The following is an 11,674-nucleotide window of genomic DNA, read 5'->3' on the forward strand; positions in this document are numbered from 1 at the left end:
CGCCAATCTGGCGGCAGCGGTCGCGGCCCCGCAAGTCCGCTTCGGGCGCTGTTCTCGCGTTTCAACTCCGCTCCAATGAGAGGCGGAGAGCAATTTTGGGGAGACGACCTCATGGCGCGCTTTGCCCGCCTTCGCCTTCGTGCGGCCAGCATCCTGTTGCCGCTGCTCGCAGCCAGTGCCGTTCAGGCCCAAAGCGCGAAATACGATCCCGGCGCCGACGACAAGACCATCAAGATCGGCACCACCGCGCCGCTGAGCGGCCCAGTGTCCGCCTTCGCGCAGATCGCGAAATCGGCGGAGGCCTATTTCCGCAAGGTGAACGACGACGGCGGCGTCAACGGCCGGCGCATCCAGATGATCATCGCGGACGATGCCTACAGCCCGCCGAAGACGGTGGAGCAGACCCGGCGGCTGGTCGAGAGCGAGGAAGTGCTGCTGATCTTCGGCGGTGTCGGCACGCCGACCAACAGCGCCGTGCACAAATATCTCAACGACCGCAAGGTGCCGCAGCTCTTCCTGGGTTCGGGCGCCGCGAAGTGGGACGATCCCAAGAGCTTTCCGTGGACCGTCGGCTGGCAGCCGACCTATCGCGACGAGGCGATCGCCTACGCCAAATATATTAAGGCGAGCCACGCCAATGCGAAGATCGGCGTGCTCTACCAGAACGACGATCTCGGCAAGGATTATCTGAAGGCGCTGGAGGAAGGGCTCGGCAGCGGCGAAGCCATTGTCGCGCGCGCCGCCTACGAGACCTCGGCACCGACCGTCGACACGCAGATCCTGCAACTGAAGACCGCCGGCGCTGACGTGGTGCTGGTAGCGGCAACGCCGAAATTTGCGGCGCAGGCGATCCGCAAGATCGGCGAGATCGGGTGGAAGCCCACGACCATCATCTCCAACGTCTCGGCCTCGATCAGCGGCGTGCTGGAGCCGGCCGGCAAGGACAATTCCACCGGCGTCATCTCCAGCCAGTATCTGAAGGATGCGACCGACCCGGCCTCGAAGGACGACGCGGGCTATAAGGAATGGCTGGCGTTCATGGACAAGTACCTGCCCGACGCCAACAAGAGCGACTGGCTCAATGTCTACGGTTACACCATCGCGCAGACGCTGGTGACGGTGCTGAAGGCGTCCGGAAACGACCTCACCCGTGCCAATGTGATGAAGCAGGCCACGACGCTCAAGAACGTAAAGCTGCCGATGCTGATCAACGGCACCGCGGTGAACAATTCGCCCGAGCACTACACGCCGATGACGAGCCTCCAGCTCATCCGCTTCGACGGCACGCGCTGGGTGCCGTTCGGCGATCTCCTGAAGAACTGAGCCCATGCGGCAGGTCAGGATCGGCAGCATGCGGATCGATCTCGTCAGCGAGATCCCTTCGCTCGCCTTCGACAAGACCTGGCTGTTCGCCAACGTCACCGACGCGGTGATCGCGGAGAACCGGAGCTGGCTCGATCATCGCTATATCGAGCCGGAGACCGGACGCTTCATCCTCAGCCACCACTCCTATCTCGTGCGCACGCCGCGCTGGACCGCCATCGTCGACACCTGCTGCGGCAATCACAAGCCGCGGCCGCGCGTGCCGGCGTGGAACAACCTCAACCAGCCTTATCTCGCAAACATGCGGGCGCTCGGTGTCGCCCCTGAAGAGGTCGACTTCGTGATGTGCACGCATCTGCATGTCGACCACGTCGGCTGGAACACGCGCCTCGTGGACGGCCGCTGGGTGCCGACCTTCCCCAACGCGCGCTATCTGATGGGACGCGCCGAATATCGACACTTCGAAGCCGCGCACAATGCGGCGCCGAAGAACCCCGTGAACCACGGCTCGTTCGAGGATTCCGTACTGCCGGTGGTCGCGGCGGGCCTCGCCGAGTTCGTCGAGACCGATCATCGCCTGTTCGCCGATCGCGACGCAGGCTTACGCTTCGCGCCGGCACCGGGCCATACCGCCGGCAACATGCAGATCCACCTCAATGGCGGCCACGATCATGCGGTGATGTCGGGCGACGTCATCCACCATCCCATCCAGTGCGCCGCGCCGTGGCTGTCGAACGCCGCCGACGTCGATCCGGCCGCCGCGGTCGCAACACGGATGGCGCTGCTGGAAGAACTTGCGGACACGCCGAGCTATCTGCTCACCGGCCATTTTCCGGCGCCGACTGCGGGTCGCGTGATCCGGCACGGCGACGCCTACAGATTTCGTTTCGAGGATTAGGGGAAACCATCATGAAGCTGCGCACCGTCACGCTGTCATTGCTCGCATTGCTGTCGGCGGCGCTGCCGGCACGCGCCGAGGATCCTGCCGCCTACCCCACCCACAAGATCAAAATGCTTCTGCCCTATGCGGCCGGCGGCGGCGGCGACGTGATCGGCCGCTTGCTCGCCGACAAGATGGGCAAGACGCTGGGACAGGGCGTCTATATCGAGAACCACACGGGTGCTGCCGGCACACTCGGCACGCAGATGGTCGCGGTGGCGCCGAACGACAGCTACACCATCACCGTCGGCGGCATGACCACGCATGTGCTGGCGCCCGCGATCTATCCAAAACTGCCCTACGATTCGATCAAGGATTTTACGACGATCGGGCGTATCGGGACGTCCTCGATCATGCTGGTGGCGACCAGGGATTTTCCCGCCAATGACATCAAGAGCCTGATCGCGCTTTCCAAGAAGGGCGAGCCGATCCAGTACGGAAGCTGGGGCGTCGGCTCGACCGGACAATTCTGTGCGGAAATCCTGATGCAGCAGACCGGCATCAAGATGGATCACGTGCCGTTCAACGGCATCGCCAAACTCGCGGGCGACTTGCTTGGCGGCCACATCTCGCTTGCAACGCTGGACATGGCAACCGCAACGCCGCTGGTGAAGGACGGCTCTATCAAGGCGCTGGCCGCCTGCGGCGAGCGTTCGCCGAGCCTGCCTGACGTCGCAACCTACAAGGAACAGGGCGTGCCGTTCGACCGCAGCCTGTCCTGGGCGATGTATGGTCCCGCCGGCCTCGCTCCCCCGATCGCACAGAAATTGTCGGCGGCGTTGAAGGACGCGCTGGGCGATGCCGAGGTGAAGGAGAAACTTTTGGGGCTCGGCATCACGCCGCAATACGTGCCGGGCGACGAGCAGCGCGACATCAACGCCCGCGACATCGCGGCCTGGAAGCAGGTTGCCAAGGATGCAGGGATAGAGGTCAAGTGACGATCGCGAGCGATCAGAAGGGAGCGCGGGCATGAGCCGCATTTTCGGCGCGGTGCGCCAGAACGGATACGTCGTGCGGGACATCCACGCCGCGATGAAGCACTGGATCGAGGTGATGGGCGTCGGCCCCTGGTACTACATGGACCGCGTCAAGACCGACTGGTTCCGCCATCGCGGCCAGGACTCCGCGGTCGAGATGAGCATTGCGCTCGCCAATTCCGGCGATCTCCAGATCGAGCTGATCCAGCAGCGCAACGATGCGCCCTCGCTGTACAGGGAATTCCTCGACGCCGGCCACGAGGGCCTCCAGCACATGTCCTACTGGAGCCATGACTACCAGGCGCTCTACGACAAGGCGATCGGGCTCGGCTACCGGATAGGCCATGAGGGCCAGATCGGCGGCGACAAGGGGCGCTTTGCCTATTTCGACACGCAGGCACACCCGGGCACGATTATCGAGATCTCCGACATCAGCGGCACCAAGGGACCGTTCTTCGAGAAGGTCCGGCAGGCGGCGATGACCTGGGACGGGACGCGGCCGATCCGCGAGGTCGGCGGAGCGAAATCGTAAGGGCCGTCGCAGGCGGGGTTCATCTCGCTGCCGGCGCGGTGGGCGGCAAACCATGCTATAGACCTCGTGTCCGAACCTTCAGCGAGGCAAGCATGTCCAACACTGACAAGGTTTTCGCCGGCTCGATTCCGAAAATCTACGACGAGTATCTCGTCCCGCTGATCTTTGCCCACTACGCCGCCGACATCGCGAAGCGTATCGCGGCTCTTTCCCCGTCGACGATACTGGAAACCGCGGCAGGTACCGGCGCCGTTACGCGGGCCGTGACCGCGGCGCTGCCTCCCGGCATCCGTTACGTCGCAACCGATCTCAACGAGCCGATGCTCGCGATCGCGGCGCAGCGCCAGGGTGAGGACCCGCGCATGACATGGCGTCAGGCGGATGCCACCGCCCTGCCCTTTGACGAAGCCGCGTTCGACGCGGTCTGCTGCCAGTTCGGCGTCATGTTCTTTCCCGACCGCGTCAAAGGCTTTGCCGAGGCAAAGCGGGTGTTGCGACCGGAAGGCACGTTCGTATTCAACGTCTGGGACCGCATCGAGGAAAACGTGTTCGCTGACGACGCCACCGCCGCGCTCGGAAAAATGTTTCCCGATGATCCGCCCCGTTTCATGGTGCGGACGCCGCATGGCTATCACGACAAGGCCATTATCAGAGCCGATCTGGAACAAGCGGGCTTCCGCCACATCTCGATCCAAACGCTTCCTGCGGTGAGCCGCGCGCCCACGCCCGAATATGTGGCGGTCGCGCTCTGCCAGGGTACGCCGCTGCGCAACGAGATCAAGGCCAGGGATGCCAGCAAGCTTCAGGCAGCGACCGACCTCGTCGCCGAGGCGCTCCGATCGCGCCATGGGTCCGGAGCGGTCGAAGGCAAGATTCAGGCGATCGTGATCGAGGCTCGGCCGTAGGTGCGGACCCTCAGCGCAGGTTTGCGCGAAGCTCGCGCACGCCGCGTCCGAGCCGTTCCCGCAAGAGCGTCCGGAGCGTCGCGCCGTCCTCATAGCCGACCTCGGCGGCGATCGCATCGACGTCGAGACCGCTGCCATGCAGCAGCGACTGCGCGCGCTCGACTCGCAGATCCTGAAAGTAGGAGAGCGGAGACTTACCGAGCACCGACTCGCACCGGCGCTGCAAGGTGCGTGCGCTCGTCGCGAGCGCACTGGCGGCCTCCTGCAGCGAAAACCCTTGCTTGAGATGTTCGCGCGCCCAGCGCTCGAAACGCTGGATGAGCGGATCAGCCTGCGCGAGGTGATTGGGAATAATGAAAGGCGCTTGCAGGGAGCGCAGGTCGGCGAGCAGATAGCGCGACACGACGGCCGCGAGCTCGGGGCTCGCCTGGCGTATGAACCACAGCGCAAGATCGAGATGCCCCATCGCGGCGCCCGCCGTGACGACGCGGTCCGATGTCACCAGCATGCGTGTCTCATCGAGACGAACATTGGGGTAGCGTTGGCGAAACAAGGGTGACAGCCACCACGTGGTGGTCGCGTCCCGTCCATCGAGCAGCCCCGCCTCCGCCAGCACGAAGGTACCGATGCAGGACGCGGCGATGCGCGCGCCCTCGGCGTACCAGGACTGGAGCTGTTTCACTGCCTCTCTGACATCGCGCCGGTCGAGCGCCGGAATCAGCTGTTCCGGCCGGCTCGTATTCAACGCCGGCACGATGACCCAGTCCGGCTTCAGATCGGACGTTACCGATTTGACGGGGATCGCGAAGCCCTGCCCGGATCGGACCTTCTTCCGCACGCCGACAATTGAGACATCGAAATGGGGCGCTCCGCCCGTTTGAGCGGCTGCGAAATTGTTGGCGATCGTGAACGCATCGAGCGTCACGGTCAGCCCGGTGTCCCAAAATCCCTCCAGGGCGAGCAATTGAATGCGCATGGCGGAAACGCTCTCAAAGTTGTCGTTTACGACAATACCGTTCGAACGGAAGCAAGCCTAGCTTGCGATGCAACGGCAACCGGAACGAAGGCCTTCATCGCGATCGATAGATAAGGGCAATCATCTGAATAAACAAAGCTATTCCAGATGTGCGCTCGAGGAAACGATGGCGTAAACGCATCTAAAAATGGCGCTTCTGCCAACATTGCAGGAGGTCCTGGATCCGATGCCGTCCACTGACAAGCAGCAATCCAAAGGAGCCAACATGAAAGTCATCGCCATCGGTAACATCGGCAAGGCACCGACACCCGAGCAGCGGCAGCAGATCATGCCGAGGGAAGTGCCGGCCACGCTCAAGCTCTATCTCGACGGGAAGATCGAGCAGTTCTGGTTTCGCCAGGACAAGCCAGGCGTGGTCTTCCTGATGAACGTCGAATCCCTCGAACAGGCCAAGGCGACCGTGGAAGCACTGCCGCTCGTCACCGACGGCTTCGCCACCTACGAGCTGATGCAGGTCGGTCCGCTCGCGCCGCTGGGCATGCTCATCCAGGGCAAGTGACCACGCGTCAGATCGACACGCGACGCTTCCACCAACCTTCCGAACCGGCCCGCATCGCCGCCGTTCCACGGCGGCGATGCAACGTGCGGCAATCGCTGCCGGCGAAGCATGACTAAATGAAGAGCGCAAACCTCGTAATATGGAGGATTTCAAATGAAGCTTACACTCGCTGCCGGTCTCCTGGCATTCGCCCTGTGCCTGACCTCCGCCGTCCCCGGACGCGCGCAGTCACCCACGCCACCGACACCGACCACCCGAATTCTCGCGATCGGCACGGTAAACCCCGGCGCCGATGTCGCCGCTGCGCGCGCCGTCCTGCCGATGGAAGTGCGCGAGACGGTGAAGCTCTATCTCGATGGCAAAATCGACCAGTGGTACTCGCTGCAAAATCGTGTCGGCGTCGCGTTCATCCTGAACGTCACGGATATCGCGGCCGCTCATGACATGCTCGAAAAGCTGCCCCTGGGGCAGGCTCATCTCATGAGCTTCGAGCTGATCCCGCTTGGCCCGCTCAATCCGCTTCGGCAGTTGCAGGGCATGTCGACGGGTCCACAGTAGACAGCCGGAATGCCCGTCGTCGGCGCCGCTGCGGTCGCCGACGACAGATATCTTCAGCTCAGGCGATGACGCGGCCCAGCGCGGCGCGCCGTCCTACCAGAAGCCCCGCTGCATCGGCTGCGCCGGCTGATAATACTGATACTGGCCGCGGCGGCGCGGATTGACGGGCTGCGGGTTCGGCTGCTGCTGGAAGAAGAAGCCGAAGCCGTTGCCGCCATTGCCCCAGCTGTCATCGCTTGCCATTTCCATCGGCGGCGGCGCGGTCGGCTTGCGGGTGATGAAGCCGCCCTGCGGATGATTGCTCAGCACCGCGACGAACTCGGTGCGGTAGTTGGTCTCGGCACTCAGCGGCTCGTCCGAAATCACGATCGACGAACGCGGCAATGCCGTCGGCCCGATGCGATCCCAGACGTCCTGCGGAATGGTGATGCGATCGAGCGCGTCCTTGGCGTCGTCGCCGTTCTCGATCGTGACCACGCTCCAGCGCAGGCCGGTATCGGCCTTCGCCATCGCGGTGAAGATATGCGTGCCGAGCGGCTGGTCGGGACTGCGGATGGTGACGGGCACCTCGATGCTGGTGTCGAATACTTCGCCGCCGCCATCCGGCGCCGGCTTGTGCGTGTTCCGCCGCACGTAGAGCTTCTGCGTCGCGCGGCTGATGTAAACGGACACCGGCTCAAGCGCGAGCTTGGCGTCGGTCGCAGCCGTCACGGCATCGGCCTTCCTGGTTGCCGCGACCTTTGCCGCCTCCTTGGTGGCGGCAACGGCGTCGCGCTTCGGCTGCGCGGCGGCCTTGGCGGCATCGAGCGCCGATGCAGCGTCGGCGGCCTTGGTCGCAACCTTCTGCTTCAGCTCCTCGGCCTGCACCCGCGCCTGATCGGTCTTGGCGGCCGCGATCTTCTTGTCGGCGAAAGCGAGCTCGGCGTCGGCCTTGGTCTTCTGCTGTTCCAGCTTGCGCAGCGATGCGGGAAGCGACGCGGCCTCCTTCGCGGCCGCGGCCGCAGCCTTCTTGGCCTCGGCGGCAGCCTGGATCGCCTCCTCGGCTTCAGCGGAGAGCTTGTCGGACCGGTTCGGCACGGCCGCGATGGCCTCGCGCTTCGGCACGAACAGCGAGGGATGAGTGAAATCGATCGGGGCCGCGTCGTTCGGCGAGATGATCACGCGCATGCCGATGTTGGTTTTGTCGAACAGGCCCTCGGCAAAGCCGAAGGGCATCCGCACGCAGCCGTGCGAAGCGGCATAGCCGGGCAGCGGCCCGCCATGCAGCGCGATGCCGTTCCAGGTGATGCGCTGCATGTTGGGCATCCAGGCATCGTCATACATGGTCGAGCGGTGGTCCTTGTCCTTCTCGACGATGGCGAAGACGCCGGCCGGCGTCTCGCGGCCGGTGGTGCCGGTGGACACCGGCGCGCGCAGGATCCAGCCGTCGGAATCGTAGAAAGTCACTTGCTGGCTCTTGATCGACACGATCGCCATGATCGGCTCGCCGGCCTCGCGCGGCGCCACCGCCTCGGCCGGCTGGCGGGCCTGCTTGGCCGCCTCGGCGCTTCCGCTCAGCGCCGTCAGGGCAACGGCCGTTGCGAGCGCAACAAGTCCGGGGGGCCGCCAACGCCGCATCGCCGTGGTGGATTGCGCCGTCGTCATCAGGTCTTTCATGCCATTCCCCGGTCCAGTACCAGTCCGCGCCTTACGTCGATCACGTCAGATTGCGATCTTTGAATTAAGAATTCGCAGCCACCTTGCGTTCCGTATCCGGCAATATTCGGACCTATCAGGCGGCAAATCTCTCATATACGAGGGCTCGCGCGGGCGGAAGGTGGGCTGGGGCCGGAGCCGGCCCGGGGCTGGTCACGAATCGCTGCGGCACAATGTCCGGCTAGTGGGTTCGGCGCCCGATCAGCCGTGTCATTGCAGCGCCGAACAGGCCGAACAGCGCATACACCATGAGCGGCAGAGCGTGCGCGGCAGCCTGCCCGACCGGTTCGTGCTCCACGATTAGCAGGACCGCGAACACGGTCAGGCTCAGGAGGACGCAGATGAGAGCGGCAGCAAGGCCCAGCCTGCGCAGAACGAAGGCAAAGTCGGTGGTGGTCATGACCGCATCCGGGGCGAAGATGAACAGACCTACGCTAGACCCGCCCGCGACAGCAGGATGTGACCGTCATCACAGAGATGCGGTTCCCGAACGCCGGCCGGCTCAGGACGCGACCCCGACCGCCTTGCTATCCACCGCGGCCTGGATTTCCGCATCGCTCAGGCCCGCCTCGCGCAACACCTCACGCGAATGCTCGCCGAGGCGCGGCGCCATGCGATGGATGCCGGCCGGGCTTTCCGAGAATTTCGTCGCGGGCCGCGCCTGCCGGATCCGGCCTTCGGTCGGATGATCGATATCCGCAAACAATGCGACGGCGGCGAGATGCGGCTGCTCGCCGATCTCGGTGAGCCGGGCGAAGGCGGTGTGCGGCACGTCCAGCCGCAGCAATAGCTCCTCCCATTCCGCGGTGGTGCGGGTCGGCCCGATCTCGCTCATGCGGTCATAGACCTTGTCGATGTTCTGGGAACGAAGCACGGGATCGCGCACCCCGAGCTCCTCGATCAGCTCGGGGCGGCCGACAGCCTCGAAGAAGGCGCACCAATTGTCTGCGGAGTAGGGCAGCATCGTCAGCCAGCCGTCCTTGGTCTGCACCGGGCGCCGGTTCTTCATCCTCTTGTAGCCGGTCGGGCCGATCGGCGGGTCGAACGCGTGCCCGCCCAGCATCTCGATACTGTTGAAGCCGGCGATGGTTTCCAGCATGGGGACTTCGACCATCTGGCCCTGCCCGCTGCGCTCGCGCCGGAATAAGGCCGCGGACACCGCGCCGACCATCGCCATCGCGCAGATCTTGTCGCCTATCAGGCTCGGAACGAATTCCGGCTCCTCGTCCGATCCGATCGATGAAGCAAGGCCCGACGCGGCCTGGATGATCTCGTCGAAGGCGGGGCGCGCTGCCCACGGCCCGTCCTGGCCGAAGCCGGTCGCCGCGGCATAGATCAGGCGCGGATTGAGCTTTGCGCAGGCCTCATAGCCGAAGCCGAGGCGCGCCATCGCCGCGGGTCGCACATTGGTGACGAGCGCATCGACTGTCGGGATCAGTTTTGCCAACGCCGCCTTGCCATCCGGATGCTTCAGATCGAGCGCGAGGCTGCGCTTGTTGCGGTTGACGGCCATGAACTGGCCGCTCATGCCGCGATTCCGGAACACGCCGGTGTAGCGCCAGGTATCGCCCGCGGGCGGCTCGACCTTGATGACATCGGCGCCCCAGTCGCCGAGCATCTGCGCAGCGTAGGGGCCGAACAGCACGCTCGTCAGATCGAGAACGCGGATACCGCTGAGGGGGCCGGTCGGTGTCATCGTCGTTTCACTGTCGTTGGAGGAAGCAACTGCGGGACAAGACAGGCGGGCGGGCTGGTACCAGCCCGCCCGTCACATTGCGTCGATCCTATTCGCCGATCACGTCGCCGAACAGCTCCCAGGATTTGCCGTTGAAGCGCGCCATCTGCAACTGCCGGATCGGCGTCACCTGCTCGGCTGAGGTGTTGAGCTTGATGCCCGGCAGCAGCATCGGCAATTCGACGTCCTTGAACGACTGCGTCTGCTTCATCAAATTGGCGCGGGTGAGGTCGTTGCCGGCGCGCTGCAGCACCAGCTCCATGATCTGCGCCATGGTGTAGCCGGTGACGTTGAAGACGTCGGCCGGATCGGCGCTCGAATTGTACGTCTTCATCCACTCGCGCCAGGCTTTCATGCCGGAATCATTCTCCCAGCGCGGATCACCGGGATCCTTCTGGAAAGCACCGGTGACGATGCCGACGGAATTGTCGAGCCCGGCCGGCACCAGCACGGAGCCGACGGAGTTGGAAACGGCGGGAAGGATCATCTGCGGCTTCCAGCCGAGCTCGGCGATTTTCTTGATCGCTTGCGCTGCGAATTTCGGCGTGCACTCGTTGAAAACAACGTCAGCGCCGGCGGCCTTGAACTTGACGATCTGGGAGTCCACGGTCGGATCCGATGTCTCGTAGGTGGCCTCGGACACGATCTGGTTGACGTACTCCCCTAACCCTTCCTTGAAGCCGGCGAGATAGTCGCGCCCGGGATCTTCGTTCGGCGTGATGACGGCGATTTTGGCATTCGGCTTGTTTGCAAGAATCCACTTCGCATAGATGCGGCCTTCGGTCCGGTAGGTCGGCTGCGAACCGGTGGTCCAGGGAAAATGCTGCGGATCGTTCCAGCGGCTGGCGCCGCTCGACGGGAACAGCTGCGGGATCTTCTTGGCGTTGAGGTATTTCTGCGCGGCGATGTTGGGACCGGTGCCGAGCATCGAGAACATCGCCAGCACCTCGTCGCTCTCGGCGAGGCGGCGAACCTGCTCGACCGTCTTCGACGGCGAATAACCGTCGTCCATGCTGAGCAGCTCGACCTTGCGGCCGTTGATGCCGCCCTTGTCGTTGAGCATCTTGAAATAGGCGATCTCGGCGCGGCCAATCGCGGAATAGGCGGAGGCCGGTCCCGAATAGGGCATGGTCTGCCCGAGCTTGATCGACGTGTCGGTCGCGCCGGTGTCGTAGTTTCCGGCCGCCGCGGCCGAAGCGGCGCCTAGCGCCGCAAGCAGAGCAACGACTCCACGGACCAGTTGTCTTCCCGGCATGCTCGGCATCTCCTTCCCAGGCAAGACGCATCGACGCGTGAGCTCACAGGCTGCCGCCGGCGCCCTCCACTTTCTTCTTGGTTTCCATCGGCCGCATCGATTGCGATGCCGGCGAGCGCGACGATACCCTGATTATGAAGCGTGAGATGTAGCGAAGAATTCAGATGCGTATGCGCGGCTTGCAGCCGTTCTATTTTACGCGCGCGTCACACGACAATG

Annotated in this window: 12 protein-coding genes; 7 read left to right on the forward strand and 5 right to left on the reverse strand. The window is 64.3% G+C overall.

The window, feature by feature from the left end; genetic code table 11:
• Nucleotides 1-111: 111 nt before the first annotated feature.
• The 5 genes from HAP41_RS38565 (at nt 112) to HAP41_RS38585 (ending at nt 4,677) form a co-directional block, all read left to right on the forward strand.
• Entirely contained in the window at nt 112-1,323 is a 1,212-nt protein-coding gene (locus HAP41_RS38565; RefSeq protein WP_166082171.1) for an ABC transporter substrate-binding protein, read from the forward strand.
• A 28-nt stretch (nt 1,324-1,351) separates the two neighbouring features.
• Nucleotides 1,352-2,221, forward strand: a complete 870-nt coding sequence (locus HAP41_RS38570) for an MBL fold metallo-hydrolase (protein ID WP_224580624.1) — start codon at nt 1,352-1,354, stop codon at nt 2,219-2,221.
• Nucleotides 2,222-2,232: 11 nt separating this feature from the next.
• Entirely contained in the window at nt 2,233-3,201 is a 969-nt protein-coding gene (locus HAP41_RS38575; protein ID WP_166082169.1) for a Bug family tripartite tricarboxylate transporter substrate binding protein, read from the forward strand.
• Between the two features lie 31 nt (nt 3,202-3,232).
• Nucleotides 3,233-3,772, forward strand: coding sequence for a VOC family protein (locus HAP41_RS38580; protein ID WP_166082168.1), 540 nt, complete (start codon nt 3,233-3,235; stop codon nt 3,770-3,772).
• A 92-nt stretch (nt 3,773-3,864) separates the two neighbouring features.
• Complete coding sequence (locus tag HAP41_RS38585) at nt 3,865-4,677, forward strand: class I SAM-dependent methyltransferase (protein ID WP_166105533.1); 813 nt, start codon at nt 3,865-3,867, stop codon at nt 4,675-4,677.
• A 10-nt stretch (nt 4,678-4,687) separates the two neighbouring features.
• On the opposite strand, the gene HAP41_RS38590 is transcribed toward HAP41_RS38585, so the two are convergent.
• A complete protein-coding gene (locus HAP41_RS38590) occupies nt 4,688-5,653 on the reverse strand; it encodes a GlxA family transcriptional regulator (RefSeq protein WP_166082167.1) in 966 nt (321 codons plus the stop codon).
• A 187-nt stretch (nt 5,654-5,840) separates the two neighbouring features.
• On the opposite strand from HAP41_RS38590, the gene HAP41_RS38595 reads away from it, so the two are divergent.
• Together HAP41_RS38595 and HAP41_RS38600 are read left to right on the forward strand one after the other, a co-directional pair.
• Nucleotides 5,841-6,212 carry a hypothetical protein gene (locus HAP41_RS38595; RefSeq protein ID WP_224580623.1) on the forward strand — a complete coding sequence of 124 codons (372 nt, stop codon included), beginning with the start codon at nt 5,841-5,843 and terminating at the stop codon, nt 6,210-6,212.
• A gap of 153 nt (nt 6,213-6,365) precedes the next feature.
• Nucleotides 6,366-6,770 carry a hypothetical protein gene (locus HAP41_RS38600; protein WP_166082166.1) on the forward strand — a complete coding sequence of 135 codons (405 nt, stop codon included), beginning with the start codon at nt 6,366-6,368 and terminating at the stop codon, nt 6,768-6,770.
• Between the two features lie 93 nt (nt 6,771-6,863).
• On the opposite strand, the gene HAP41_RS38605 is transcribed toward HAP41_RS38600, so the two are convergent.
• The 4 genes from HAP41_RS38605 to HAP41_RS38620 all read right to left on the reverse strand — a co-directional run bounded on the left by HAP41_RS38605 (nt 6,864) and on the right by HAP41_RS38620 (nt 11,464).
• The gene (locus HAP41_RS38605) at nt 6,864-8,426 is read right to left on the reverse strand and encodes a L,D-transpeptidase (RefSeq protein WP_166082165.1); all 1,563 of its coding nucleotides are present in this window, start codon (nt 8,424-8,426) and stop codon (nt 6,864-6,866) included.
• 220 nt (nt 8,427-8,646) lie between these two features.
• Nucleotides 8,647-8,865: a hypothetical protein gene (locus HAP41_RS38610; RefSeq protein WP_071916378.1), complete on the reverse strand. Its 219-nt coding sequence runs from the start codon at nt 8,863-8,865 to the stop codon at nt 8,647-8,649.
• A gap of 102 nt (nt 8,866-8,967) precedes the next feature.
• Nucleotides 8,968-10,161: a CaiB/BaiF CoA transferase family protein gene (locus HAP41_RS38615; RefSeq protein ID WP_166082164.1), complete on the reverse strand. Its 1,194-nt coding sequence runs from the start codon at nt 10,159-10,161 to the stop codon at nt 8,968-8,970.
• Nucleotides 10,162-10,249: 88 nt separating this feature from the next.
• Nucleotides 10,250-11,464: an ABC transporter substrate-binding protein gene (locus HAP41_RS38620; RefSeq protein WP_166082163.1), complete on the reverse strand. Its 1,215-nt coding sequence runs from the start codon at nt 11,462-11,464 to the stop codon at nt 10,250-10,252.
• Between the last annotated feature and the right edge of the window lie 210 nt (nt 11,465-11,674).

The organism is Bradyrhizobium barranii subsp. apii (assembly GCF_011516635.5).
GTDB lineage: Bacteria > Pseudomonadota > Alphaproteobacteria > Rhizobiales > Xanthobacteraceae > Bradyrhizobium > Bradyrhizobium barranii.

What these genes read in the sequence shown, in the direction of transcription:
- HAP41_RS38565 (WP_166082171.1), top strand. Translation starts at nt 112, where the DNA reads ATGGCGCGCTTTGCCCGCCTTCGCCTTCGTGCGGCCAGCATCCTGTTG.
- HAP41_RS38570 (WP_224580624.1), top strand. Translation starts at nt 1,352, where the DNA reads ATGCGGATCGATCTCGTCAGCGAGATCCCTTCGCTCGCCTTCGACAAG.
- HAP41_RS38575 (WP_166082169.1), top strand. Translation starts at nt 2,233, where the DNA reads ATGAAGCTGCGCACCGTCACGCTGTCATTGCTCGCATTGCTGTCGGCG.
- HAP41_RS38580 (WP_166082168.1), top strand. Translation starts at nt 3,233, where the DNA reads ATGAGCCGCATTTTCGGCGCGGTGCGCCAGAACGGATACGTCGTGCGG.
- HAP41_RS38585 (WP_166105533.1), top strand. Translation starts at nt 3,865, where the DNA reads ATGTCCAACACTGACAAGGTTTTCGCCGGCTCGATTCCGAAAATCTAC.
- HAP41_RS38590 (WP_166082167.1), bottom strand. Translation starts at nt 5,653, where the DNA reads ATGCGCATTCAATTGCTCGCCCTGGAGGGATTTTGGGACACCGGGCTG.
- HAP41_RS38595 (WP_224580623.1), top strand. Translation starts at nt 5,841, where the DNA reads ATGGCGCTTCTGCCAACATTGCAGGAGGTCCTGGATCCGATGCCGTCC.
- HAP41_RS38600 (WP_166082166.1), top strand. Translation starts at nt 6,366, where the DNA reads ATGAAGCTTACACTCGCTGCCGGTCTCCTGGCATTCGCCCTGTGCCTG.
- HAP41_RS38605 (WP_166082165.1), bottom strand. Translation starts at nt 8,426, where the DNA reads ATGAAAGACCTGATGACGACGGCGCAATCCACCACGGCGATGCGGCGT.
- HAP41_RS38610 (WP_071916378.1), bottom strand. Translation starts at nt 8,865, where the DNA reads ATGACCACCACCGACTTTGCCTTCGTTCTGCGCAGGCTGGGCCTTGCT.
- HAP41_RS38615 (WP_166082164.1), bottom strand. Translation starts at nt 10,161, where the DNA reads ATGACACCGACCGGCCCCCTCAGCGGTATCCGCGTTCTCGATCTGACG.
- HAP41_RS38620 (WP_166082163.1), bottom strand. Translation starts at nt 11,464, where the DNA reads ATGCCGAGCATGCCGGGAAGACAACTGGTCCGTGGAGTCGTTGCTCTG.